General features: G+C 35.9%; 18 protein-coding genes, 2 tRNA genes and 2 riboswitches. Of the genes, 11 read left to right on the top strand and 9 right to left on the bottom strand.

All coding sequences use genetic code 11. The features are described 5' to 3' along the window. Nucleotides 1–6: 6 nt before the first annotated feature. Nucleotides 7–1,404: a RagB/SusD family nutrient uptake outer membrane protein gene (locus tag ACO05S_RS02090; RefSeq protein ID WP_421919891.1), complete on the top strand. Its 1,398-nt coding sequence runs from the start codon at nt 7–9 to the stop codon at nt 1,402–1,404. A gap of 1,010 nt (nt 1,405–2,414) precedes the next feature. Here ACO05S_RS02090 and ACO05S_RS02085 read toward each other — a convergent pair. Beyond that, nucleotides 2,415–2,488 (bottom strand) — tRNA-Arg (locus tag ACO05S_RS02085). Nucleotides 2,489–3,283: 795 nt separating this feature from the next. Further along, nucleotides 3,284–3,357, bottom strand: a tRNA-Arg gene (locus ACO05S_RS02080). A 251-nt stretch (nt 3,358–3,608) separates the two neighbouring features. Here ACO05S_RS02080 and ACO05S_RS02075 point away from each other — a divergent pair. The 3 genes from ACO05S_RS02075 to ACO05S_RS02065 all read left to right on the top strand — a co-directional run bounded on the left by ACO05S_RS02075 (nt 3,609) and on the right by ACO05S_RS02065 (nt 9,147). Further along, nucleotides 3,609–6,089 (top strand): AsmA-like C-terminal region-containing protein, encoded by a 2,481-nt coding sequence (locus ACO05S_RS02075; protein ID WP_421919890.1) that lies wholly within the window; start codon nt 3,609–3,611, stop codon nt 6,087–6,089. A gap of 157 nt (nt 6,090–6,246) precedes the next feature. Next, nucleotides 6,247–8,340 carry an LruC domain-containing protein gene (locus ACO05S_RS02070; protein ID WP_421919889.1) on the top strand — a complete coding sequence of 698 codons (2,094 nt, stop codon included), beginning with the start codon at nt 6,247–6,249 and terminating at the stop codon, nt 8,338–8,340. Between the two features lie 180 nt (nt 8,341–8,520). Continuing rightward, the gene (locus ACO05S_RS02065) at nt 8,521–9,147 is read left to right on the top strand and encodes a hypothetical protein (RefSeq protein ID WP_421919888.1); all 627 of its coding nucleotides are present in this window, start codon (nt 8,521–8,523) and stop codon (nt 9,145–9,147) included. Between the two features lie 558 nt (nt 9,148–9,705). Here ACO05S_RS02065 and ACO05S_RS02060 read toward each other — a convergent pair. Then, nucleotides 9,706–10,059: a hypothetical protein gene (locus ACO05S_RS02060; protein ID WP_421919887.1), complete on the bottom strand. Its 354-nt coding sequence runs from the start codon at nt 10,057–10,059 to the stop codon at nt 9,706–9,708. A 205-nt stretch (nt 10,060–10,264) separates the two neighbouring features. Continuing rightward, complete coding sequence (locus ACO05S_RS02055; protein ID WP_421919886.1) at nt 10,265–10,864, bottom strand: T9SS C-terminal target domain-containing protein; 600 nt, start codon at nt 10,862–10,864, stop codon at nt 10,265–10,267. Nucleotides 10,865–11,227: 363 nt separating this feature from the next. On the opposite strand from ACO05S_RS02055, the gene ACO05S_RS02050 reads away from it, so the two are divergent. The 6 genes from ACO05S_RS02050 (at nt 11,228) to ACO05S_RS02025 (ending at nt 19,532) form a co-directional block, all read left to right on the top strand. Beyond that, the gene (locus ACO05S_RS02050; protein WP_421919885.1) at nt 11,228–12,241 is read left to right on the top strand and encodes a hypothetical protein; all 1,014 of its coding nucleotides are present in this window, start codon (nt 11,228–11,230) and stop codon (nt 12,239–12,241) included. 59 nt (nt 12,242–12,300) lie between these two features. Next, nucleotides 12,301–12,437: riboswitch (cobalamin riboswitch) on the top strand. 87 nt (nt 12,438–12,524) lie between these two features. After that, nucleotides 12,525–13,706 carry an ABC transporter substrate-binding protein gene (locus ACO05S_RS02045; RefSeq protein WP_421919884.1) on the top strand — a complete coding sequence of 394 codons (1,182 nt, stop codon included), beginning with the start codon at nt 12,525–12,527 and terminating at the stop codon, nt 13,704–13,706. Between the two features lie 3 nt (nt 13,707–13,709). Continuing rightward, nucleotides 13,710–14,762, top strand: coding sequence for an iron chelate uptake ABC transporter family permease subunit (locus ACO05S_RS02040; protein WP_421919883.1), 1,053 nt, complete (start codon nt 13,710–13,712; stop codon nt 14,760–14,762). Further along, the gene (locus ACO05S_RS02035; RefSeq protein WP_421919882.1) at nt 14,755–15,804 is read left to right on the top strand and encodes an ABC transporter ATP-binding protein; all 1,050 of its coding nucleotides are present in this window, start codon (nt 14,755–14,757) and stop codon (nt 15,802–15,804) included. The genes ACO05S_RS02040 and ACO05S_RS02035 overlap by 8 nt, the downstream gene beginning before the upstream one ends. A 133-nt stretch (nt 15,805–15,937) precedes the next feature. Continuing rightward, a riboswitch (cobalamin riboswitch) is annotated at nt 15,938–16,145 on the top strand. A gap of 94 nt (nt 16,146–16,239) precedes the next feature. Then, nucleotides 16,240–18,108, top strand: coding sequence for a TonB-dependent receptor (locus ACO05S_RS02030; RefSeq protein WP_421919881.1), 1,869 nt, complete (start codon nt 16,240–16,242; stop codon nt 18,106–18,108). Nucleotides 18,109–18,119: 11 nt separating this feature from the next. Beyond that, nucleotides 18,120–19,532 (top strand): cadherin-like domain-containing protein, encoded by a 1,413-nt coding sequence (locus ACO05S_RS02025; protein WP_421919880.1) that lies wholly within the window; start codon nt 18,120–18,122, stop codon nt 19,530–19,532. Nucleotides 19,533–20,581: 1,049 nt separating this feature from the next. Here the strand turns inward: ACO05S_RS02025 and ACO05S_RS02020 are convergent. The 5 genes from ACO05S_RS02020 to ACO05S_RS02000 form a co-directional block, all read right to left on the bottom strand. Then, nucleotides 20,582–21,217 carry a hypothetical protein gene (locus ACO05S_RS02020; protein WP_421919879.1) on the bottom strand — a complete coding sequence of 212 codons (636 nt, stop codon included), beginning with the start codon at nt 21,215–21,217 and terminating at the stop codon, nt 20,582–20,584. 164 nt (nt 21,218–21,381) lie between these two features. Continuing rightward, nucleotides 21,382–22,584, bottom strand: a complete 1,203-nt coding sequence (locus ACO05S_RS02015) for a 6-phosphofructokinase (RefSeq protein WP_421919878.1) — start codon at nt 22,582–22,584, stop codon at nt 21,382–21,384. Nucleotides 22,585–22,983: 399 nt separating this feature from the next. Continuing rightward, a complete protein-coding gene (locus ACO05S_RS02010) occupies nt 22,984–23,646 on the bottom strand; it encodes a DUF4159 domain-containing protein (protein ID WP_421919877.1) in 663 nt (220 codons plus the stop codon). Nucleotide 23,647: 1 nt separating this feature from the next. Beyond that, nucleotides 23,648–24,349, bottom strand: a complete 702-nt coding sequence (locus ACO05S_RS02005) for a 16S rRNA (uracil(1498)-N(3))-methyltransferase (RefSeq protein WP_421919876.1) — start codon at nt 24,347–24,349, stop codon at nt 23,648–23,650. Nucleotides 24,350–24,536: 187 nt separating this feature from the next. Further along, complete coding sequence (locus tag ACO05S_RS02000) at nt 24,537–25,730, bottom strand: Pycsar system effector family protein (RefSeq protein WP_421919875.1); 1,194 nt, start codon at nt 25,728–25,730, stop codon at nt 24,537–24,539. 172 nt (nt 25,731–25,902) lie between these two features. Here ACO05S_RS02000 and ACO05S_RS01995 point away from each other — a divergent pair, with 172 nt between their 5' ends. Continuing rightward, nucleotides 25,903–26,838 (top strand): SdiA-regulated domain-containing protein, encoded by a 936-nt coding sequence (locus ACO05S_RS01995; RefSeq protein ID WP_421919874.1) that lies wholly within the window; start codon nt 25,903–25,905, stop codon nt 26,836–26,838. The last annotated feature ends 3 nt before the right edge of the window (nt 26,839–26,841 follow it).

Genomic DNA, 26,841 nt, shown 5'->3' with positions numbered 1-26,841 from the left:
TTAAAAATGAGAAAAATAATATATTTATTTGTTTTAGTGGGGGTATTATGGTCCTGCGACAAGGATGAGTACCTGGATATTAAACCTTACGGAGTAATCGTTCCGGACGCTGTTGAAGACTTCCGCCTACTAATGGATTCGAGAAATGGTAATGTCTATGGTGGTTCGGGAGGTTGGGTTAATATTTATGATATTGACCGTGCAATGACCGATGATATCAAAATACTTGATGGTATGTATGAAGATTATCAAAATACGAATGGCCGAAAATATTACGATGCAATTGTTTGGGCAGAGAATTTTGGTAATGATAACGAAGTCGATGATATTTGGCTTTATATATACAACCATATTCAGCAAAGTCATTTGTATATTGAGAAGCTGGAAGATCCCGATACGGACGGATCTGAGGCTGACAAGCAGCAACTGATTGCAGAACTAAAAGTACATCGTGCATTTGCTTATTTTGCAGCGGTTAATCTATACTCGAAACAATACGATGCGGCAACAGCGGCCAGCGATCTAGGGGTGCCAATCCGCACCAGTTCAGTCATGTCAGAACAAACTCCAAGAGAATCTGTTCAGGCTGTTTACGATCATATCATTCAGGACTTGAACGAAGCCTTGGCAAGCAATGCATTGGAAAGTACTTTCCCTGAGAAAAATTGGCAAGCTACCCAAGCGGGAGCTTACGCTGTACAAGCAAAGGTTTACCTGCAAATGGGGAATTACGAGGCGGCACTTACAGCAGCAAACAACTGCCTTGCTCTTAAGAGTAATTTAATTGATTATAATACATTGGGTTCAATGCCGCCAAACTACCTGAATGAGGAAATGATCTTTTTAAAAGATCATGGCGGAAGTTCTATGTGGACTGATTATTATGTTTCGGATGAACTTTTGGCTATGTACGATGCTGAAGATATTAGACCAAATGTGCGTTTTTCGAGTGACTGGAGAACCGGCGAGACTATTTTTGAAGAAGGATCTTATGGTAATGAGCTTTCTTATATTGGACCTTCAGTTGGTGAAATGTACCTGATAAGTGCTGAGTGTGAGGCACGTGTAGGTAGCTTCGAAAATGCAATTGACCATTTGAATACATTAAGAGTAAATAGATACACAACAGGAAATTATGTGGTTTTAACTACTACAGACTTACCTGATGCTGCTACTACCTTGGCTTTTGTAAAAGATGAAAGAAGACGAGAATTGGCTGACAAAGGCGTACGTTTGTTTGACCTAAAACGCTACAACGCTTTAGATAATGCCAATATTACTTTAACAAGAGTTATTAATGGAGAGGTGGCTGCAACATTGGAACCAAACAACAATCGCTGGATTGTTCCAATTGCACGATATACTATCACTAAAGCTCCGGAAATTGAACAAAGTCCAAGATAGTACTCTTTAAACCAGATAATGGCATGCAAATAGTGTGACTTATTTTATAACGTGAGTTCGAGGTAAAATTCGTTCACAGTTTGCACTGATTTTGAGTAGAAATTTTCTCAAATATTCGCAGGAATATCGGGATATTTCAAGAAGATTTGAGGAAATTTATGCCGAAAACAGGCAAACACATAATGGAAAGTTCTCTTTACGACATCTTCACATTAAAAATTCCTCAAAATAGCCCGCTATTCTTTCCAAATTTTTAATGCAAATCTATCGCAAATATAACTTTCTGTAGATAGAATTTTACGTCGAACTCACGTTACATAATAATACTGATATAATTTAGATAACCACAGATTGATTTCGATCTGTGGTTTTTTTTATTGTAAAGAGTTTGTATTCAACCTCTCTAAACACCGGATTTCTTCTTTTGGCTTTGTAATTTCACCCAACAAAATGCCAATATATCCGCCGTTAGGCATCATTCCCCACATCAGGCACCGACAGATTAGATGAGGAATAAAAATATCTAATCTTTTAGAGCTGATTAATTCCTCAAGCGAACGTAAAAATGGTTAGCTGAAATGGGAAGAAAATAATAAATTTGATAAAAATATAAATAACTGAATATCAAGAACTAATTTTTGACGTTAGTCATGATATTATACCAGTTGGCTTTTATCGCACAATTTCCCAATACGCACCCAACATATCTTCAAACACATATTTGCCAAGTGGGGGATCAATAAGTACACCAATAATCTTTAATTTTCTCTTCTTCATCAATACATTTTAATTGATTCCATTAAATGGGAAGTTGGTTAAGATATTCCACCATGGGTTAGTTACATTCCGATATCTGCTTATCAGATTGTCAAAGAAAATATACAAGGGAAATACTACAGTGTTGGCAAGCCAGAAAAATATAAGGCAGTAGGTTAGTTACGATTCCTTTTGCAAAAAAAAGGCATAAATTCAAAGGCAAAAAAATTCATCAAAACTGATGAATCATCTTGTGAACACGGAGGGATTCGAACCCCCAACCTCTTGGGCCGTAACCAAGTGCACTATCCAGTTATGCTACGCGTCCGTTTTCCTTAAAAAGGCGGTGCAAATATAGGTATTTTTAAAGGTCATTTGCAAGTGATCCCTGTAAAAAATAGCAGAAAATCAGTTTTTGATTTTACAATCGGGTCTTTAAAATCCAAAGATGAATAGGACAATAGGGCATTGTACAAATTCCTCAAAATAGCCCGCTATTCTTTCCAAATTTTTAATGCAAATCTATCCCAAATATAACTTTCTGTGGATAGAATTTTACGTCGAACTCACGTTAAATAGATTTACCTTTGTTTTTTGAGTGTATTCTATTGAACAAGGCGGGATTAGTTTAGTTCCTTCTGATTGGCTTAGGATAGGATTTTAAACCCAATAAATATGCGAGATGGATTGTTTCAGTTGGCTTAATTGATTCGGTGAATTGTTAATCAAATGCCAGTTTTACCCCTATAATTCTTTTAGGAAAATCACTAAAAGTCATCATAACTGTTTGGCTATGTTAAAACTGATTTTTTGATTATACATGTCTAAACTTTTCCCTCGCCTAAGGGAAAGGTTTTTTATCGTACGTATCTTAGTTTTTCCCTGCCTCGAGGGAAAAGGCTCGACACTAGGGAGGGAAATGTCTTACCGAAAATATTGGTATATTTTTATCATGATCCAGACACCAGCTTTCTTTACAGATTAACTAAAATTTATGCATGATTGCTTGAAAGACCCACAAGTTTTCCGCTTGATCCCTTTTTATCCTGATCCATGATCCCGCTTTTGGTACTTTAATTTTACACATAAAAAAAGGACTCATCAAATCTGATAAGTCCTGCTGTGAACACGGAGGGATTCGAACCCCCAACCTCTTGGGCCGTAACCAAGTGCACTATCCAGTTATGCTACGCGTCCGTTTTTCCTTAAAGGCGCTGCAAATATAGGGAAAAATTGAAATGTAATGCAAGTGTTTTAGGCTTTTTTTAATAAAAAGAGGCTTACTTAGACTTTATTAAATCTTAAAAAACTCTAAATCTTTCAGATAGACTAAAGTAATCACTTAAAAAAAGTTTAATTTTACTTTTAATTGATTTTCTGATCATCAAAAGCTGGAATTTCTATAGTATTTTCTACTTTTGTTATGTAAAACCAAATTAACTTTTATAATGAAGAAGTTTCTGAAAATTTTTGGAGCCATTATTGTGCTCCTTTTAGCTTTGTTAATCATCTTGCCTTACTTTTTTAAAGATCAGATATTTGATAAAGTAAAAGTCGAATTAAACAATGCCCTTGATGCTAAGGTTGAGGTTGGCGATTTATCCCTTTCCATGATAAAAAATTTCCCTAATCTGTATCTTAAATTGCAAAATGTAAGTGTTGTTGGCAAAAACGAATTTGAATCGGATACATTGGCATTTGTTAGTAGTTTGTACACAGCTGTTGATTTATCCTCAGTTCTGACGGGCTCACAAATTGAAGTGGGTGCAATTGTCCTGGAAAATTCTAAAGTGTTGGCAAAGGTATTGGAAAGCGGAAAAGCCAATTGGGACATCGTAAAATCAACAGAAGAAGAAACTGTTGAGGAAGAAACAGGCGAAGCATCAGACTTTAAAGTAATTTTCGACGAGGTTCGAATTGAAAATTTTAGCTTAATGTATGATGATGCTTCTTTAAAAACCGTATTTGCTGTGGCAGATTTGGATTTGAACTTAAGAGGTGATTTCTCTGCTAAATCAACAAACCTGAATGTTATTAGCTTGCTGGAGGGCATTAGTTTTGATTATGAGGGAAACAGGTATTTAAATCATGCCTCTGTTGATTTAAATGCTGATATTGCTGCTGATTTAGAGAAAATGATTTTCAAGTTCATGGAAAATCAGTTGACCATAAACGATCTTCATTTTGGAATTGATGGCCAGGTTGGCATGCTGGATGACGGCTACAGTATGGATTTGTTGTTGAAAGCTGATAAAACAGATTTTAAATCGCTATTAGCCATGGTACCTGATGATTTCAAATCTAATCTTGAGGGAGTGCAAACAACAGGACAATACGATCTAAGTGCATTTGCAAAAGGGGAATATAGAGAAGAATCTTATCCTGCATTTGGGGCAAGCTTAAAAGTAGATAATGCAAGTTTAAAATATGCTGATTTACCTGAGTCGGTTCAAAATATTCAAATTGATGCTCAGGTGAACCATCCGGGAGGTAATTTAGACTTGCTGACCACTGATGTAAATTCTTTCCATTTTGAGATAGCCAACAATCCTTTTGATGCTGAGCTTCATGTAAAAACTCCAATGTCGGATCCCCAACTTAGTGGATTGTTTAAAGGAATTATCGATTTTGAGAAAATTAAGCATGCCATTCCATTAGATAGTGTAAAGATTGCAGGTAAAGTTACTTCGGATGTTGTGTTTGAAGGAAGGTATTCCGTAATCGAAAAAGAAGAATATGAGAAGTTTATGACAAAAGGAAATGTAGTTTTAAACAATTTTGTATTCTCAACTCCTGATTTTCCGCAAGGGGTTAAAATTATAAAATCAGTGCTTGATTTTACTCCTCGATACATCAGCTTAAGCTCTTTCGATTCAAGAATCGGTGCATCAGATATCCAATTAAGAGGAAAAATTGAGAATTATATTCCTTATGCCATGAAAGGCAAAGTACTAAAAGGAAATTTTAATATGAATTCAAGAATGATGAATTTGAATGAATTTATGACTGAAGAGGTGAAGGAAGTCGAGAATCCGGGGGACACCCTGCCTTTAGCAGTGATCGAAATTCCATCAAATCTGGATTTACGCCTGAGTTCAAACTTTAAAACCATCCGTTTTGATAAAATGGATATTAAAGATGTGAAGGGATTGATTGTTGTAAAAGATGCAGCAGCTAAATTGACTAACCTTTCAATGAATATGCTAAAGGGGCAGATGACCATGAATGGGATGTATAAAACCATCGACCCCAAGAAGCCTGAAATTGATTTTGCTTTAGACATCAATAATTTTGATATCAATAATGCTTACCACTCATTAAGCATGATTAAAACGATGATGCCTATAGCAATGAATTGCGAAGGTAAAGTTTCATCGGATATGAGTATTACAGGACTGCTTGATGAAGAAATGAATCCAATTTCGACTACTCTTAATGGCAAAGGTTCTTTACATTCTCGTGGTTTGTTGATAAAGGATAATAAAGCCTTTGATGCCTTGGCTACAGCTCTTAAGAATGATGAGTACAAACGAATTTCGGTGAGTAAGTTTGATATGGAGTTCGAAATTAATGATGGTAATGTAGTTGTAAAACCTTTTACTACAAAAGTTGCAGGAAATCAAGCTACAATTTATGGAACTCAATCGGTTGATGGCAGACTTGATTTTACCATGGATATGAAGTTGCCGAAGGAAGATTTGGGTAGTGATATTAATAAAATGTTTGCTCAGGTTCCCGGTTTAGACAATGTGCCTGCTTTTGACGTTGCGGTTAAAATTACCGGAACAGTTGATAAGCCTGTGGTAAAACCGGATTTGAGTAAGGCAATTAAACAAGCCCAAAAAGCGGTAGCTAAAGAGTTGGAAAGAAAAGCAAAAAAAGAACTGCAGAAGAAAGGGAAAGATCTTTTAAAGAAGTTATTTAAATAGAAATAAATTTGATAGACTACAAAAGCGGCTAATCATTGCGATTATTCGCTTTTTTATTTTTTTCAGCCGTATAAATTGCTTCAAATGAGAAACTTTTAATGTCGGCAATCGTAATTAAGTACTGTTAAAGTTTAACATTTAAAACTACTATTGACTTATGAAATTATTTAAATTAGCCTTATGGTGTGCTTTCGCCATTTGTGTAAGCATGTGTTTAAATGCATGTCTGGATTCGGACAACGATACAATTGAACCACCCCAAGGAAAAGGGAAATATGCCGATTTCGATTTTAAAACGGTTAAAGAATATACCCTAAGCATTCTAACTACAAATCAAAAAAATGAGGCATTCGCAGGAGTTTATTTAGAAATTTTTAGTTCAAATCCTCTTGATGAATTTGGTGTTATTAAATCCTCTTCCGAAAAAACAAGATTATTTAAAGGAGTTAGCAACAAAGATGGAGAAGTAAAGTGTAAGATTAACCCGGCAACGATTGTCGATAGTATTTACGTTCTTACTTACCAGGTGGGTCTGCCCGGAATTACCGGACTTGCATTAACCGATGATGTAATTGATATAGAAATTGGATCGAGATCGCAGACTAAAAGTGCCACAAAATCTCAAGTAAAAGTTACTGAGGTGCCTGCTGTAGAGAAAGAGGGCAACTATTACGTTTTAGGTTCTTGGCAAAATAATGGAAGCCCAAACTATTTGGAAGCTGATAATGACGAACTTGATGACGATTTTTTAAATGATATTAATGCTTCTTTACCCGAAGGGGCGCCACTAACCCAAACACACCCGCAATATTTAACCAATAGCGATGACGCTAATGTTATTTTGATTGATGATGCCGAAGTATGGGTGACTTTTGTTCACGAAGGGGCTGGTTGGAAAAATTCTTTGGGATATTACACGTATCCAAATGATAATCCACCTCAATCTGTTGATGAGATTGAAGATTTAACAATTATATATCCAAACGTTTCTTATGAAGAAAATACTTTAGAATCCGGAAACAAAGTCCAACTTCTTTTTTTAGATAAAGAAAACAATGAATATACTACCTTGTTTCCTGCTAACAGAACTGTTGGGTGGTTTTTAATTGCGAATGGTTGGAATAGAAATACGGGCAGCCTGGGTACCGGCTCATATGTTCATTATTCTAATATCAACCTTAATATTGAGGGTAATGAAGATCTGCAAAAGCACAATGTGCTGTTGTACGATGAAGATAGAGAATTGCTTGTTTTAGGTTTTGAAGATATCGCCAGAAATGTTGGCTCATGTGATAATGATTTTAACGATGCAGTTTTTTATACAACTGTTAGTCCTTTTACAGCGGTTCAAACGGATAAATATCAACCTATAGCTTCTCCTACTGATACGGATCAGGATGGAGTAAATGATAATTTTGACGATTTCCCTGAAGATCCAACAAAATCTTTTAACAACTACTATGTAGCCGAGGGTGATTTTGCAACTTTAGCATTCGAAGATCTTTGGCCTAGCAGAGGAGATTACGACTTTAACGATTTGGTAGTAGCCTATAACTTTAATCAGATAACAAATTCAAATAACAAGCTGGTAGAGTTGCAGGCTAAATTGCAAGTAAGGGCAATTGGGGCATCATTTAGGAATGCATTTGGCTTTTCACTAAATATTGAGCCAAATTTAATTAGCTCGGTTACAGGTCAAGAAATCACAGAGGGCTTTTTAAGTATTGCTTCAAATGGAACAGAGAATGGTCAGACTAAAGCAAGTATTATTTGTTTCGATAATCCATACAGTATTACAGAAAATCCCGGAGGTGGCTTTGGTGTTAATACGATCCCTTCTCAGCCTTATTCTGAACCGGAAACAATGGAGTTGATAATTAAAATAGCTGAACCAATTGATTTCGATGATTTTGGAACTCCTCCATATAATCCATTCATCATAATTAATAAGAACAGGGGTAGTGAAATTCACATGCCAAATTATGCTCCTACCGATTTGGCTGATCCATCTATATTTGGTACTTATGACGATGATGGAGATATAAATACAGGAAAATACTACATCTCGGATCAATACTTGCCATGGGCAATTAATTTGCCAGTAAACTTTGATTATCCAATCGAGAAGAGGAGTATATTAAATGCTTATAATCATTTTGATACCTGGGCTAGCAGTAATGGAGAACAAAGGAAAGACTGGTATTTGGATGAAAGTGGGTATAGAAATTCGAACAATATTTATTCCAAATAATCTTTAAACAAATAGTAGAAAGGAAGAGGCTGTCTTAAAAGTAGATTTATGTGTTGGTGAGTTGAGTGTTTGAAAAATCTTACAGATACCTACCCGAATACAAAATCCTTTTAAGACAACCTCTTTTTTTTTGGTCATAATGTTGAATTTTATTTATAATTAAATGTCTACACCAAACTTATGAAACTAAATATTCTAATTGCCGGCCTAATATTAATTGGGCATCCTCTTTTGGCACAGGAAAGCAAAACTACAAGTCACAATCTTTATATTGGTTTATCTAATGCGCTGGGAAACTTTTATGGAGGTGATATCTCATTAGATTACATTCACAACAACAAACTTTCATTCCATTTTACCTATCATCGATTTGAAAGAAAAGATCCGGCTTTGCCGAACGACTACAGTGGAGGATTGGTTGACTTATTTACATTTGGTGAAAATTATCCCAACGAGAGGCTGGAATCTATAGCTTTTTTGGGAGGAATGGTTTTTCCATACAAGGGAAGCAAGAAGGGAAGGTGGAATCTTAGAGCTGGATTTGCATATTCGAAGTTTAGAAAACCATTTGATTACAAGAAGGTCGATTCCGGAGTAATAGGAAATCTTTTTGTTGGAAATTATAATTGGCAATTCAGCAAAGCTGAAAGTATGAGCCTTATTCTAAAACCTGAATTGGAAATTGCTTTTTTCAGACATTTTGGAATAGGAATTCATACCAATCTGATTTATAACAAAGATGCATTTATTGTAGGCCTAGGAGTCTGTTTGAAATTTGGTTTTGTGAGGGGGAAACTGGCAAATTAAGGTCAACAAAAAAGGACGGTAACCACTCCGTCCTTCTTCATATTCACTTTAAAACCTGAACTTTCCATGGAAAATTCAGCTGCAATATATGAATAAAACTTATATCGACAAATAGAATAATTAATAATAATTAAACTGAAAGTAGCTTAAGTTGTTGGAAACTAATTTTATGGGAGAAATTGGCTTAGGCGAAATTTAGAGAGGATATAAATACAAAAGAGGATGGTAACCACTCCATCCTCTTCTATCTATTCACTTTAAACCTTAAATTAAAAACGGAAATCGTTTTGCATGTTCTACGCCACATGTTTCAAAAAGGTTTTAAAAAAAGTTTTATTTTTACACATTCCAAATTAATTAATGCTTGTAGTCTTATCAGATCTCTAGTATGCATGCACATTTTCAATTTATTCTAAAGTCGATATTTTTATTTATTTCCCCCAAAAGTTAAGGCTCATAATTGAGCAGGTATAAGTCTGTTAATGTCGTGATATTTTTAGGGATTAAAAAAGGTCGCAGAAATACTCTACGACCCAAGCAGTATAATACTAAGAGTTCTTATGACTCTTTGTTAGTTTCTTTTTTGATATCAGCTTTTGCTTCTGATTTGTGATTGCAAGTACAAGATTCCTTGTCGCATTTAGAGTTGCAAGTTCCTTCTTTGCATTCACACTTGCCAGTATTTTTGTCTTTACAACATTCGCCTTTGTGCTCAGCACTGGCTTCGGCAGAACACTCTGTTTTTGCACCGTGAGTACATCCATTGGCACATCCTTTTTTAAGATCCGCAGTGGTTTCAGTTTTTTCTTTACAACAACAAGCTTTGTCCTCTGAATTAGCTGTTTTGGTTTTGTTTCCGCAAGAGCTTAATACGAAACCGCAGATAGCGATTACAAATAATAGTTTTTTCATTTTTCTGATCTATTTAAATTAAGGGAGCTTGAAGATATCTTTTATAGGTGTGATTTGCAAATCAAGCAGTATGATTAGATCGGCAGGAAGTAAATTTTCGATTCTGAAATAAATAAAAAAAGTGTATCTCTAGTTTTTAAGGGATACACTTATTAAAAATTTTTGATTTATAAGCATCATCTGGTCACTGGAACCACTTTGCTCACTATTTTCTGAAGGCATAGTTGTATTCTTTATTATTCGAGATTAAACGTACTTTATATTCTCCTTCAGGTAGAGCTGTAACATTAAACTTTTTTGAGAAAGTTGGAGCGGAAGTATATGACTGATCAAAAACTTCGTTACCAAATTCGTCTGTAATCGACAGGTTGAATTTTTTGTTTTCGAAAGAAAGGAAACTTACAAATAGATTGTTTTTTTCTGACCTAAATAAAGTTCTTTCATTTAGCGGATTGTTTTTTTCTACTTTTAGCTTACTTCCTTCTACACTAAACTCTTTTTCGATTCTTTTTTCTGCACCTGTTAATACGATTTTGTAAAGGCCATCTTCCAAATACGAGAAATCAAAAAGTTTTTGATCGGTTGTAGTACTTTTTACTTTTTTTGAGTAGTACAAGTTCCCATCATTGTCATAAATTCTCATCTTTAATTCAGTCTCTGTTGGATTGATGATGGATACAATAGATAAATCGGTATCCAAGTAGGTGTTAATTTTAATTTTACCAGTGGCAAAGCTTGAACTTGCGCCTAAGAATAGTATTACTCCTAATACGATTCCTTTTAGATTTACATTTTTTGTTCTCATTGTAATAAGATTTAATAATTAAATGTTAATAAAATCAGCTCTTGTTTTTTCTCTCATGCTGACATTGTAAATCTATGGATTATTAAGAGAAATAATCTAAATAAAATCTTCGAAAAGTAGAAAAATAACAAAAAAAAGAACTTCCAACGGTTGCGGAAAGCCCCGAAATTGTTTGCGTTACATTGGTTTAATAAAGAAATTTGTCATTAATAACATGTATTTTTCGTTTTTGGTATTTATGATAACGTTTACGGAGTTTGGCAAAAAGCGGCAAAACGTCATTTTTTTGCTTGATCTGATAAAGAACAGATAAAAATTGATTGAAAATACGGGTATGGAAATAGTCAATTAAAGCTATTTTTGATGCAAAATATAAATATGAGCTATCAAAACTTAATCGACTTTTCTGTTCATCCTTCCGATATAGAAAGATTTGATAATAGATGGGAGGGATTAAAAGAATACATTAACCAACGAAAGCTTGATGGAGTGGAGTTGTTAATAGGATATGATCACCCATCAGATGAAATTCCCCGAGAAATTGTAAAATCAATTCATTTGCCTTTTTGGCTCACATGGTTAGATGTTTGGCGAAAAGGAGAGAAAGCGGTAAAAAGTTATTTTCCTGAAGTAAAGCCTGAATACTTGAAATTCTATTGTGGAGGTAGAAATGCCGCAGAAATGGTACAAACGCAAAAAGAAATGTGGGAGTATGCTAGCTTATTTCATCCATCACATGCGGTTATTCATGCTGCTCATATTGAATTGGATCATACTTTTACTCGTGATTATACTTATAGAAACATTGAAGTTTGCTCCTGCTTAGCCGAAATGTTGAATAGAACGGCAAAAGAGTTTAAGCATGGTGAGCCTCCTGTTAGCATTGCAATTGAAAATTTGTGGTGGCCAGGTTTGGATCTGTTATTTCCTGCTGAGATAGATGATTTTGCAGCAAGGCTGGAGTTCAGTAATTGGAATATTCTACTTGATACAGGACATTTAATGAATACAAATCCTGCGCTGCGTTGCGAGGATGAGGCAATCGATTTTGTGTTGGATAGAATATCAAGATTGTCGAAAGGTGTGCAAGATAAAATTAAAAGTTTACACTTGAATTGTAGTTTGTCGGGAGAATATCAGTTACAACAAATACAAAATGGTTTTCCTGAGAATTGGGAAAAATTAACTCATCCCGAAAAATATTTGGCAGCTCGTAATCATGTTTTGCAAATCGATCAGCATTTGCCTTTTAAAACCGAACGGGTAAAAGATATTATTACAGAAATTCAACCTGAGATAGTGGTTCACGAACTTATCACAAAAAGTTTGGATGAATTCACAGAAAAATTAGAAGTACAGCAAAACAGTTTGAAGTAGATAAACAAAATCAAATTCTATAAGTGATGCTAAAACTTCATGAAGTTTCAAAATATTGCATAGCTTTGCAGCAATTGGGTTTCTAGCTATTTAGAATGAAAAGGGAATTTGGTGTGAATCCAAAGCTGTCCCCGCAGCCGTAATCCTTCCTTGAAAGAGGGTAAGTCGGAATACCTGCCCGGTTGATAACTTATTTCGTGACTTCGGGGAACTGAGTAACGAGAGTATGATTTTTGAGAATTGTATTTTCTGATTATCCTTCCCCACAATAACTTGTGGAAAAATGAACTTATTAAAAAAGATCGGCCTAAACTTGTTGCTCCTTACTGTTTTAGGTTTTGTTGCATGCCAATCGGGAGAGCAAAAAAAGCAAACTTCAAAGAATTCGAAACCCAGTGCTGTTGATACGTCCTTTTATCAGCAAACAAAACTGAAATACGCAAAAGGATTCGAAATCAAGATTCTTGAGAATAATTTAAAGGAGATAATTGTTTGGGATCCATGGAATCCTGGTAAGATTTTTCAGAAATATTATTTAAAAAACAGAGGAGAGGAGGTACCGAATATTCCTACAGACGGATTGTTGGTAGAAGTTCCCGTTAAAAGCATTGCAGCCTTATCAAGTACTCAAATTGGGATTTTAAAGTTTCTGAAAGTGGATGATAAAATTGTTGCCGTTTCTTTGCCTGATAGGATATATGATCAAGATCTCGATAAAAAATCGAAAGAAGGAAAAATTCAAGCTGTTGGTCATGCTGAGACTCTGAATTTTGAAAAGATTGTTGAACTTGATCCTGATTTGGTTATGGTTGCTGGATTTATGAAGATTACGGAAAAAGAAACCAAATTAATGCAAGCTGGATTGCCTGTTGCTTATAATATCGAATGGATGGAATCTTCCCCTTTGGCTCGTGCCGAATGGGCAAAGTTTATTGCTGCCTTTTTTAATAAGGAGGCCGAAGCCAATCAGTATTTCGAGAAAATTGATAAAAACTACAACGATTTAAAAGCTTTGGTTACGAATGCAGAAACTGGACCTAGCATATTGTCTGGCTATAATTTTAAAGGAACTTGGTATATGCCGGGTGGGCAATCGTACATGGCACAATTGTTACGCGATGGTAAAGCTGATTATTATTGGTTTTCTGACAGTAGCAGAGGTAGTATGCCTTTAAGTTTTGAGACAGTGTTTGACAAGCAACATGACGCAGATATATGGTTTGGGCCGGGACAATGTAGAACAATGGAAGACCTTTCTGGTTTGGATAAAAGATATAGCTTGTTTAAACCCTTTAAAACCAAACAAGTTTATTGCTATACCAAAAGGATGAAGGAGAGTGGGGCAAATGATTGGTATGAATCTGGAGTGATGCAACCTGACATTGTATTTAAGGATGTGATAAAGATTTTACATCCTGAATTGTTGCCTAATTACGAATTGCATTTTTTCCAAAAATTGAAGTAAGATATGATTTCGCAAAAAGGGAAACTTGTATCGATATTATTTGGCGCATTGTGCCTTCTTATCATTGGACTTTTACTTTTGGATTTGATTTTTGGTTCGGTGAATATTCCTTTCGAAAAAGTATTTGCCATTTTAGCAGGTGGAGATGTTAAAAATTCCTGGAACTACATTGTAATTAACTTTAGATTACCGAAAGCATTAACAGCGATTTTTGTTGGTGCCGGACTGTCGGTAACGGGTTTAATGATGCAAACCTTGTTTCGAAATCCATTAGCCGGACCTTTTGTATTGGGAATTAGCTCTGGTGCAAGTTTGGGAGTTGCTCTTATGGTAATGACTTCGGCTATTGTACCTGCCTTTTTTGGTGTTGTTTCAGGATTCCTTGGAAGTTGGGCTCTTGTAGTTGCTGCAGTAGCAGGTGCATCCTTGGTGTTTTTATTGGTAGCACTTGCTTCAATTCGTATATCAGATAGTGTATCCCTTTTAATTATTGGTATCATGTTTGGCAGTATTACAGGTGCAATAGTTAATATACTGCAATATTTTAGCGATCCTGAGCAAATACAAAGTTTCATTGTATGGACATTTGGATCGTTGGCCGGAGTAGGTTGGACAGAAATGAAAGTAATGGGGCCAATTGTGTTTGCAGGCTTAATTTTGGCTTTTTTTCTGATAAAACCAATGGATGCCTTACTACTAGGAGAGAATTATGCTCGCGGCGTGGGAATATCAGTAAGAAAGGTAAGAATAGCCGTAATTATAAGTACAGCGCTTATTGCTGGTACTTTAACTGCATTTACAGGTCCAATTGCTTTTATTGGAGTTGCGATTCCTCATATTGCACGCTCCATTTTTCGAACGGCAAGTCATAAAGTTTTAATGCCGGCAGTAGTTTTGATTGGAGCGGCCATCATGTTAATATGTGATATTTTTTCTCAATTACCAGGCAACCAGAGTACATTACCAATTAACTCGGTAACCGCACTATTTGGAGGACCAGTTGTAATTTGGGTCATTGTTAGAAGTAGAAATGTAAAAGCATCTTTTGGTGGATAGAATAGATATGAAAGAGGTGAATGAAAATCAAAATATTCTGGTAACAAAGGATTTATCCATTGGCTACAAACAGTCAAAGAAGGATGTGCTGTGTTTGCTTTCTGATATCAACCTTACCATACGCAGAGGAGAAATGGTTTGTTTACTTGGGCCAAACGGAGCTGGAAAATCAACCTTAATGCGAACAATTGCCGGTATACAAGCACCATTGGCAGGCAAAACTTTAGTAGAAGGAGTTCCAATTCGTGATCGAAATTTCAAAGAAATTGCACAGCTCTTAAGTATTGTGCTTACCGAGCGTATAAATGTTGGTAACTTAACTGTTTACCATGTGGTTTCCTTGGGAAGACATCCATACACTTCATGGATGGGCAAATTATCGGATGCAGATAACCAGAAAATAAAATGGGCTCTTGAACAAGTAGGATTGCTTCACTATGCCAATCATTTTATCAATCAATTGAGTGATGGTGAGCGGCAACGAGTAATGATTGCCAAGGCCCTGGCGCAGGACACACCATTAATTATGCTTGACGAACCTACTGCTCATCTCGACCTGCCTAACCGGGTAGAAATAATGCGTTTGCTTCATCGTCTTGCCAGAGAAACGAACAAAGCAATTTTACTATCGACCCATGAATTGGATTTGGCATTGCAAGCTGCCGACCTAATTTGGCTGATGGCAAGAAATATGCCTGTAAAAGTTGGTGCTCCCGAGGATTTGGTTTTAAATGGTAGTATCGAAGATACATTTCATAATGATTCTTTTAACTTCGACAGGAAAACAGGAAATTTTATCATGAACTACCAGAAAAAACAGATCATCCAGGTTTTAGGTAATGATGTGATGGGATTCTGGACACAACGTGCGCTCTCACGTGAAGGTTATCAGGTAACCTGCGAAAAAGTGGAAGCTTGTTGTGTAAACTTATTGGATGAAACCATGGAGTGGGAAGTGCATCAGGATGGAAGCATTCTTACTTGCAATAGCATTCAGAAATTACTAGAGCTCATAAAGTCGAATTTCGAAAAAAATGAATAAGTTTTTTTAAACCGAAGTGCTGATTGGTAATGGGTTTTTATTCTAAATTGTCCGCATTTTTAACTACATATGAAGCCTGAGAAATTGTGTAAGAAAACAATTAGGAATTGCGGATCGTAATTGTTTTTTTTCATACATTTGCAGCGCAATTGGTTCCCAGTACCCTTTAGCTTAAGGAGTGGGATGAAAAGGGAATCCGGTTAAAATCCGGAGCTGTTCCCGTAGCTGTAAGCTCGAAAATAAGCTTTTTTTACTGCAATACCACTGACAGGCAACTGCCTGTTGGGAAGGTTAAAAAAAGTCGAGCAAGCCAGAAGACCTGCCAGTTTGCATACAATTTTTCAAAACATTCGGAGAAGGTGTTTGGAAAGCGATAGGATTTTAGTATTTCAAACTGTTGTGATCCCAATATTTTCTTCTTTATCAATTTATAGGATGAAGTGGAATTTAGTTTTTTTGTTGATTTTTTGGGGTTTTGGTGTTCAGGCTCGAACAAATGTTATAGATACGGTACATGTTAATGCCATAGATATTGTTGCACCCAGATTAGATCATTTTTCATCAACCGAGAAAACGATTAAAGTTGACTCTATAGCTTTACAAAGCTATGATGGTAAAGATTTGGCGGGCTTATTACAGAAAGTGGCTTTGGTAAATGTCTCTTCAAATGGTTCTCTAGGTGGTCTGTCAACGATTACCATTCGAGGAAATTCTTCTACCCACACATCAGTAAATTGGAATGGTATTCCCGTTAATTCGCTTACTACAGGTTCGGCAGATTTATCTCTTATAGGAGCTGGTAGTTTTAATAACATCCGAGTGGTTTATGGGGCAAATGCTTCATTGTATGGAAGTGGTACATTAGGAGGTGCCATTGAACTTTCAAATACTCCAACATGGGAGGATCAATCGTCCATTGGCTTAATGAACGAAATAGGTAGCTTTTCGAATTACAGAACAAAACTTCATGGGAAATATTCAAACAAGTGGATATCCTATACTGCCCAGGCATTTTTTCAATATGGTGAAAATGATTTCTCTTATGTGGACAAATATGATTTTGGTTCGCCAACCGAGAGATTAAATAATAACCAAAATCGTGTTTACGGTACAATTCACGACCTGCATATTAAACTGAACAAGCACTATATTGATTTGGGAGCCTGGTATCAGGCCAAGAAAAAAAATATTGCCGGTACAATGGGAATTGGCGAACCCAAAAGCAATCAGCAGCAAAGAGATTCTTCACTAAAGATTTACTTGGGATGGAAAACCTTGCTTGGGAAGTTTAGAATGGAAGCCAAATCGGCTTATCTGTATGATTATTTAAAGTATACGAGCGGATTTTTATCTGAAATTTCATCCGAAAGGGTGTTGAACGATGCTAACATTCGTTACTACTTAACCCGAAAATTAAGTGTAGATGTAAATGCTAAGTATTCTTGGTTAAAAGGAAAGACGAATAATTACGAGAAAGAGGAAAATGAATCAAGGGTAACTGTTGCAGGAAAGTATTCGCCGGATTTTGGAACTTTCATTTTTACTTTTGGAAAAGAATGGAATACTGAGATTAATCCACCGGAAATGTATTCGTTTAGTTCTTTGTGGCATATTGTGCCTCACTTTTTAGATGTTAGGGCAAAGGCTAGTAATCATTTTCGAAGACCAACTTTTAACGAGAGATATTGGGTGCCGGGCGGAAATATCAATATCAAAGCAGAAGAAGGGTGGAATGCTGAGTTTGGATTGGCTTTGTTATCATTGGAAACAAAATACGGTCAATTGAATGCAGATTTAGGACTATATCAATCAAAGAACAAGAATGCAATCTCGTGGCAACCAACCGGATCGTACTGGAGTCCTTTAAATACCGGACAAATGATAAGCAGAGGCTTGGAACTGGAAATAAATCATATGCTAAGAATTGGGAATGACAGGCTTCGTACATCCATAAAATACGCTTATAATGATGCGTATAACAACGATAAAGCCAGTGGTAAATATAAACAAACATTGGCTTATCGACCACACCATATTACAAAGGTTTTGAGCGATTATATTTCCAAAAATTGGAATGCAGGAGTTATAGCTACCTTCCGGTCGCATACAAAAAATTGGCAAGAGCAGAAGGTTGATGGAAACTTTCTCCTTGATGTGAATGGAGGATATCGATTTAAAACCGACTTTGCAAAGTTTAAAATAACTGGAAGAATCGAGAATATTTTAGATAAATCTTATGAGCTGGTTAAGTATTACCCCATGCCAGGTCGAGCATTTTATTTAGGGGTGAATGTAATTTTCTAATACTATTAAAAATGAAAAAATTTTTAAAATTTAGTTTAGGCTTGTTAATTGCAAGTTCTTTATTTGTATCCTGTTCGGATGATGATAATGAAATGCCAAGCCTGTCGGTAAACAATGGTGTTGTTATTGAGAATGGTGCAACTGTTGCAATTACTGCATCAGAATTAAATGTAGTTGATACAGATACTGAAGATATTGATATTGTTTATACAGTAACTGTGGCAACCGAAAATGGTATTATTGCCAATGTAAATGATGTGACAACAGCTATTGATCAATTTACTCAAGCTGATGTGGCAGCATCAAAAATTGTATATGTACACAATGGAAGCCAAACTTTAACGGATGAATTTTCTTTCTCAGTTACTGATGGTGACAATGTATTAACTGGCATCTTTAATATTAGTATTGGAGAGAAACAAATAAGCTTCTTTTATGTGTTGAATGAAGGAAGCTTTGGAGGAACAGGAGCGGTGACTATGATCAATCGAAACGATGAGCTTACCAATAATTATTTTGCTGCGGCAAATGGTATTCCTTTGGGAGAATTGCCACAGTCGATGGCAGTGAATGATGATTATGCTTTTATCGCCGTTACAACAGGAAGCGGTGCTGGTTATGTTGAAGTTGTGACTAAATCTGATTTTACTCATCACGCAACAATTGATGGTTTTTCATATCCACGCGAAATCACTTTGGTAGGAGATAAGGCTTATGTTGCTAACGGTAATGGAGTTACTGGAACTTATCCAAATCAAGTAAAACAAAACAATGAAATTTATGTAATTGATTTGAATACAATGGCTACAACAGGACAAATTTCTGTTGGTGCTGGTCCTGAGAAAATGGTAGTTTCTAATGATAAGTTATATGTTGCCAACAGTGGAGGTTGGTCGAATGATGACAAGACAGTGACTGTTATTGATACTGAAACAGATCAGGTTATTGAAACCATAAGTGTTAAATCCTGTCCTAAGGATATGGTAGTTGATGCCAATGGTGATGTTTGGGTATATTGTGCAGGTGTTACCTCTTATGATGAAAATTGGAATGTTGTTGGTATTGACGATGCTGGAATATCTAAAATAAATACTGCAAATAGTGAAGTTACTTCTTATGGGTTGACTAACCTTTCGACTTCAGGTATTAAAAATATTGCAATCAATAAAGCAAAAGATGTTGTGTATTTTATGTCAGATGCAGTTTATGCAATGAATATTACAGATACAACATTACCTACCAGCAAGTTTATTGATGCTACTTTCTATGGTATAGATGTTAATCCGGTAAGTGATAACTTGTGGTTGTGCGAAGCTGCTGATGCTACAACTGCAGGTACAGTTTATGTGTACGATAATGCAGGAACAGAACAAAAGAGCTTTACAGTTGGATATTTTCCAAACTCAACTATTTTTAGTTACTAAGAAGTATTGACTTTTAAGATTAAATAACGTGAGTTCGAGGTAAAATTCGTTCACAGTTTGATCTGATTTTGAGTAGAAATTTTCTCAAATTTTCGAAGGAATATCGGGATATTTCAAGAAGATTTGAGGAATTTTTAATGCAAATCTATCGCAAATATAACTTTCTGTGGATAGAATTTTACGTGGAACTCACGTTAAATAAATCATAAAAGCTTGACTCATTCCGGGTCAAGCTTTTTTGTTTAAGCGATAGCATTTCTAAATCAAAAGTGTCGATTTGTACGTCTGACTTTGTGCCTCCCTGGTTTTCGAGGCACAGATTGCGTCTGATTTTGTGCCTCCCTGGCTTTCGAGGCACAGATTGCGTCTGATTTTGTGCCTCCCTGGTTTTCGAGGCACAGAATGCGTCTGATTTTGATGCCTCCCTGGTTTTCGAGGCACAGAATGCGTCTGATTTTGTGCCTCCCTGGTTTTCGAGGCACAGAATGCGTCTGATTTTGTGCCTCCCTGGTTTTCGAGGCACAGAATGCGTCTGATTTTGATGCCTCCCTGGTTTTCGAGGCACAGAATGCGTCTGATTTTGTGCCTCCCTGGTTTTCGAGGCACAGAATGCGTCTGATTTTGATGCCTCCCTGGCTTTCGAGGCACAGAATGCGTCTGATTTTGTGCCTCCCTGGCTTTCGAGGCACAGAATGCGTCTGATTTTGTTCCTCCCTGGCTTTCGAGGCACAGAATACAAACCGTTCATGATAAAGGAAATTACAGGGTTTTGGGAAATTCCCTCTTGGCCTGCGAATTGAAAACACAATTAGGAGCCGTATTCTTTGTATCGATTAAATTCAAAATCCCTAAAAAACAATTTAAAACTCACTTCATTATAAAACTGATATCATTCTTCTGTATTGATTTTCTCTTTGCTTTTGCGGTATTCCGATTTTCGGTCTTGTTGATAATTGCTTGCCCATGACTCTACAATTATCTCATCTAAATTGTTAACAACGAATAGGAGAAATCCATATCAATCCTATTCGTTTTAGAATGATTTAAGCTTAGTTCAAACTCTTTCTCAAGATTGGATGGTCATCCTTCTTCTCTAATTTAAATCCCATCTTTTCCATGTATTTCAGCATTTGGGTAGAGTAACAATAAACCGACCTGATATCGTGCTTGCCAAGTGTTTGCTTTAGGCTTTTATACAAGTAATCACCAACTTTAAAGTCTCTGTATTGGGGTAGTGCATAGTCCAAATCGATTCTCAATTCATTTTCTTCCTGACTGCCAATAAAGATCCCGGCAACGGCCATATTTCTTAAAACAAAAATTCCGAGCTGGTTTTCTCCCTTTTCAAAACCGGGATAGAATCCAGCTATGTCATTCTTATAGTATTCCAGAAAATGCATCAGTAATTCATCATTTTCTTTTATCTCGATTACCTTAAAATCTTCTTTTTGGACATACATTTTTCTTAGGTTGTAGATATTTGCACAAACAATCAGAAAGTTCATAATTCCTACAGGCAATGAGCCAATTAAAAATCCGTAGCTTGAAAAAAGAATAGCACCTGCCAAATTGTACCATCGAAGTTTAATAATCGATGTCATACTTAATGATACCAGCACAAGAACTGAGGCTAAGTACCCAATCCATTCTAAAATAGGAATCCCTAAAATGTTAATCTCTAGCATAGTTGTTTGGTTTTATATCAATAATCAAAAAGAATTGAAAGTTATAAGTGCCTATTTTAATAAGTAATTAAGGCACTTTAAATACTTTAGTCACTAACTAAAGTAAAAGCCTTTCGAATCGGTTTTCGAAAGGCTTTTCAAATGTAAACAAATATCTTGTGGAATTACAAACCGGTCATTAAGAATAGTGGTTGTAGTTCAAAGCTATTGTACTTTGGTCGTAGCCTGTCGATGTTGTAATAACGATCTACATCAACCAATTTTTTAGAACTGGTAACAATATCTATGGGTGCGTTATCATACCTTCCGTTACGAAGAGTAATTAAACGACCATGAATTCCTTTTATAATTAAATCCAATGCCAAATTGCCAAAAGCCATTGGCACAATTGAATCAATGGCATCCGGATCGCCACAGCGAACCATATAACCTAGCTTTTGATTGATCACATTAATTGGTTTGGAGTTATTAAATTTTGGAGAAAGAACTTTCATTTGCTCACTTACACGATCACCAATTCCGCCAAGTTTTTTGTGTCCGTAGTCATCCATTTCATTGTCCTGAAAAATCATTTCTTCTCCTGAAAAAGCAGCTCCTTCCGAGATCAGTACTACCGAGTATCTGCTTGGATTCGAGAATCTGTCCTGAATCATTAATTCAGTAAGTCGCTCAATATCGAAGTTATGCTCAGGAATAACACAGCGATTTGCTGCACCCGCCAGGGTTGGCAGAATTGCGGTAAAGCCTGCATAACGTCCAAAAACTTCAAGTACAAGCAATCTTTCATGCGATCCGGCAGATGTTCTTAAGCTATGGGTTAAGGATATGGTTCGGGTAATACATGTACTAAAGCCAATACAATAATCGGTACCCGGTACATCATTATCCATGGTTTTTGGAATTGCAATTACTTTAAAACCTTCCTGGTATAATCGAACACCATAACTTAGGGTGTCATCACCACCAATCGGAATGAGATAATCAATATTCAAGAAATCAAGATTTGCCAGAACTTCTTCGGTTAAATCATTAACATCTTGGTCGTATTTTTCTTTTAAATGTGCAGGAACTCTTTCTCTTGCAGTTTTCGAAGGATTTACTCTTGATGTGTGCAGGAAAGTACCGCCGGTACGACCCACCTTGTTTACCAACTCCTCGGTAAGCAGCTCAAAGTTTTCACTATTATCGGCTTTTTCATCTCTAACAATATCAATCAGGCCTCGCCAGCCTTTTCTAATACCGATTACTTTATATCCTTCTCTTAGCGCTCGAATGGTTACGGCACGAATTGCAGGGTTCAATCCTGGTACATCGCCACCACCTGTTAAGATGCCTATTATTCCTCTATTGGAATTATTATTTTTCATAGCAATAAATTTTAGTGATTGATATCAAATTAAAATCACTATAAGTTATCGTTTTGTTAATAAAAATTCAAACGGAGTGCTCAGTATTAATATAGAATTAAAAGAGAATCAGTTAATTGAGAATTAATCTAAATAACGTGAGTTAGAGGTAAAATTCTATCCACAGAAAGTTATATTTGGGATAGATTTGCATTAAAAATTAGGAAAGAATAGCGGGCTATTCTGAGGAATTTTTAATGTGAAGATGTCGTAAAGAGAACTTTCCATTATGTGTTTGCCTGCTTTCGGCATAAATTTCCTCAAATCTTCTTGAAATATCCCGATATTCCTGCGAATATTTGATAAAATTTCTACTCAAAATCAGATCAAACTGTGAACGAATTTTACGTCGAACTCACGTTAATTACTAAAGGCAAACGAAATAATATTTGCACCCATTTGTAAGGCTTGCTGGTGCTTTTCTTCGGTGTCGTTGTGAACGCTGGTGTCTTCCCATCCATCACCTAAATCGGTCTCGTAAGTATAAAAACAAACCAGCCTTCCTTTGTGGAAAAGTCCAAACCCCTGAGGAGCCTTTCCATCGTGTTCATGAATTTTTGGTAAGCCAGTTGGGAATTCATATATCTGATGATAGATTGGATGGGAGTAGGGCAGTTCAACCAATTCCTCATTGGGAAATACTTTTTTAATTTCCCTTCTGAAATATGCATTAAGCCCGTAGTTGTCATCAACATGCAAAAAACCACCAGCCATTAAATATTTTCTAAGGTTAATGATCTCTTGATGATTAAGAACAATGTTACCATGTCCGGTTAAATGCAGAAAAGGAAGAGAAAATATCTCGGGACTGCCAACTTCTACGCTTATTGGCTCTGCTTGTATGTTTGCAATTTTATTTTCATTGCAAAACTGAATCAAGTTGGGCAAAGAGCTTGGGTTTGCATACCAATCGCCACCGCCATTGTATTTTAACAAGCCAATTCTAACAGTTGTGTTTTGAGCTTGCGCGAAACAAGCTAACAGAAGTAGAAATGTGAAAAATATGTAATGGTTGATTTTCATTCTAGTAATTTGCAAGACTAACAATATTGCAGGCTACAACACCAGCAGTTTCAGTTCTTAAACGACTTTCGCCCAGCGATATTTCTTTGAATCCATTCGCTTTTGCAAGTTCCACCTCTTCAGGACTAAAATCTCCTTCGGGACCAATTAGAATCAAACATTTCGATTTGGCCTTGCACAATTGTTTCAAATGAGTTTTTTCTCCCGGATTGCAATGTGCAATGAATTTCTCACCATTGAAATCAGATGTAACCAAATCCGAAAACTTTGTTAGTTCGTTTAATTTTGGATGATATGCTTTTAACGATTGCTTTACCGCTGAAGTGATTACTTTAAACAAACGATCATATTTCACAACTTTTCTTTCCGAACGAGAACTTAAAAGTGGCGTAAATTCACTGCTTCCTATTTCGGTGCATTTCTCAAGAAACCACTCCGTTCTGTCGATGTTTTTAGTAGGAGCAAGTGCCAGGTGCAGTTCATAATCCAATTTGCCAAATTCCTCTTTCTTTTCGATACATTCAACCGTGCATCGTTTGGGATGTGCATCAATAACTTTAGCGGTAAAAAGAGTTCCTTTTCCATCAATCAAATGGATTTCGTCTTCTTCTTTTAAGCGTAAAACGCGAACACAATGTTTCGACTCAAGTTCATCGAGCTGATAATATCGATCTTTTATATCCGGAGTGTAAAATAAATTCATATTGATCTGTACTAATTATTGGGCTGCAAATTTAGTTTTTGTTGATTTAAAAAGGCTGTTCCAGCGTAATTTTTATGTATTGAATTTCAGTTTGCCTCAGCCCTAAAAGAGCCTTAAGCTTAGCGGTCTTACACTGGTAAAATTATTAAACGAATGAGTTGAAATCTTAGCTTTTGAATGCATATAATTACCACATTAATGGCTGATAGATTGCTGCTAAAATGAATGCTGCAACCGAAAAAATCAAGCCATACATAAATATGGTATAGGAGATTCTTAAAAAACGGTATTTTTTACCCAACACCTTACCCAAATAGTACTGATCCTTAATCAGGCTGTCATACAACTCATCGTAATCAGTCATCATTCCCTTTAATGCCCTGGAATAAACGCCCAGATCCATATTGTGAAAGTTCCCAAAGAACAATAGGTTTACTCTTTTTTGCTTTACATCTTCTTCCGAAAATTTACCATCGGTAACAATTGGGCGAGTGGCCATAACCGAATAGGTGATGGTAATCAAACACACAATTAGCAGAATCATACATGGAATAATAAAGTGTGGCACTTCCATAATGTTTTTGAAAATGAAAAAGATGGCCGAGATAATAATAGAGTTGACAGAGATCATTAGGTTGGCTTTGCTATCAGCAATCGAACTCAGGTTAATCTGATTTCGGGCAGTTACCTTAAACATGGTTTCAATACCACGCTGAGGCATTTTCAATTTTACATTCTGGCTCTCAAGTTTACTAACTTTTTCGTTTAGCTTTTGGATTTCTTTTTCGTGGTAGCCTTTGATTTTAGCAACCACTTTTTGGTAATTTTGCTCCTTCTTTTTTCCAAATACCTTTTTACCGTATTTGGTTTTGTATTTGTGATTTTGTAAAAAAATCAAAGTGTCTTCCCAATATTCTTTAGGTGGAATTTCTTGTTTAGATAGTGCTTGCTTTTCTAAGCGCAATTGCTCCGAGCTTTTCATGTAATTTTTCGAAGCCAAATGATACAGGTCAGCATCGCACAGTGCATTGCAAATTGGTTTTTCACACGGAGGATGAGGTATTTTTGTATGCATAATGGCCTGAATAACCTGATCCATTTTTTCCTGAGGATAATTTTGTTCTTCTAAAAAAACTTTTGCATTGCGGGCACTTAATTCCTCATGATTGGCATAGTCTTCATAATAACCTGAATCGTGAAACCAGGCCGCTAAAACTAAAATTTCGCTTTGCTCCTCACTGAATTCTAGTTCTGAAGCTATCTTTGCAGCATTTTTCACCACGTTCTGAGTATGCTCTAAATTGTGATAAGTATACAATGGTTTAATTGCATCCTCAATAAGATTAGTAACATATTTTTCAGCTTCTTGGATCATATTCATATTTGGAATTTTTCAGTTCTTGAGATTCATTTTTTGACTGAATAAAGATAACCATTAAAGGTGAAAACAGTCTGTTAAAAGAATAGAAATGCCTCGAATGATCATTTTTTATTGGTAATTGAGGCTTATTTGTTAATTTTATGATCCCATTTTTAAAAGTTAAATTCTTGATATGAATAAAACATTTCATGCCCTTATTAGTATGTTTGGTATTGTTTTTTTTCTTGAGGCTTGCGCCCAAAAAAAAGATCAGAAAATGATATATTTATCGGATACTTATGACAAATTCCCTTATGATATTTACGAGCCTGATAAAAAATGCGAACTCAAGGATGATTTAAGAGAAATATCAGGACTGACCTACTATAGCGAAAACTCTATTTTATGTGTAAATGATGAGGAAGGTATTATTTACAAGTATAACCACAAAAAGAAAGAGGTAACAAAAAAGTATCATTTCGATTACCCCGGCGATTATGAAGGTATTGAGTTGATAGATTCGGTGGTTTATGTATTGCGTTCTGATGGCAAAATTTTTAAGGTTGATCATTTTAAAGATAAGAGCAGGATCAGTTCTGAAAAAAATTCGACTCAACTGCATGCTGGAAATGATACGGAGGGATTAGCTTATGATCCTAAAACCAATTCCTTATTGGTGGCTTGTAAAGGCAAGCCTTCAATCGAGAAACAAAAATATCACGGCAAGCGTGCCATTTATGAGTATTCCATTCAAAAAAAGAAATTGTCGAATGAGCCTAAATATCTGATCGATCAGGAACAAATTCGCAAAATACTGGAATTTGATTCCTACTCAAACTTCTCGGTAAAATTATTGGAAAAGATTAATCCATCGGAAGGTGATATTACTTTTCAACCTTCGGCCATAGCGATACATCCAATAACAAAAAATTTATATGTGCTTGCTTCGGTAGGTAAATTGTTGCTTGTGTTAAACCCCAAAGGTGAAGTTAAAACCATTGTAAAATTAAAACGCAAAATCTTTCGTCAACCGGAAGGTATTTGTTTTGCTCCCGATGGTACCATGTTTATTTCAAACGAGGGAAGAGGAAAAAAAGCAATTCTTTTAAAATACAGTTACAAACAATAATTC

Origin of the sequence: Marinifilum sp., assembly GCF_965230805.1 — a bacterium.
Classification (GTDB): Bacteria; Bacteroidota; Bacteroidia; order Bacteroidales; family Marinifilaceae; genus Marinifilum.
Note: the sequence above shows the minus strand (reverse complement) of the source record. Positions and strands in the feature narration are given on the sequence as shown.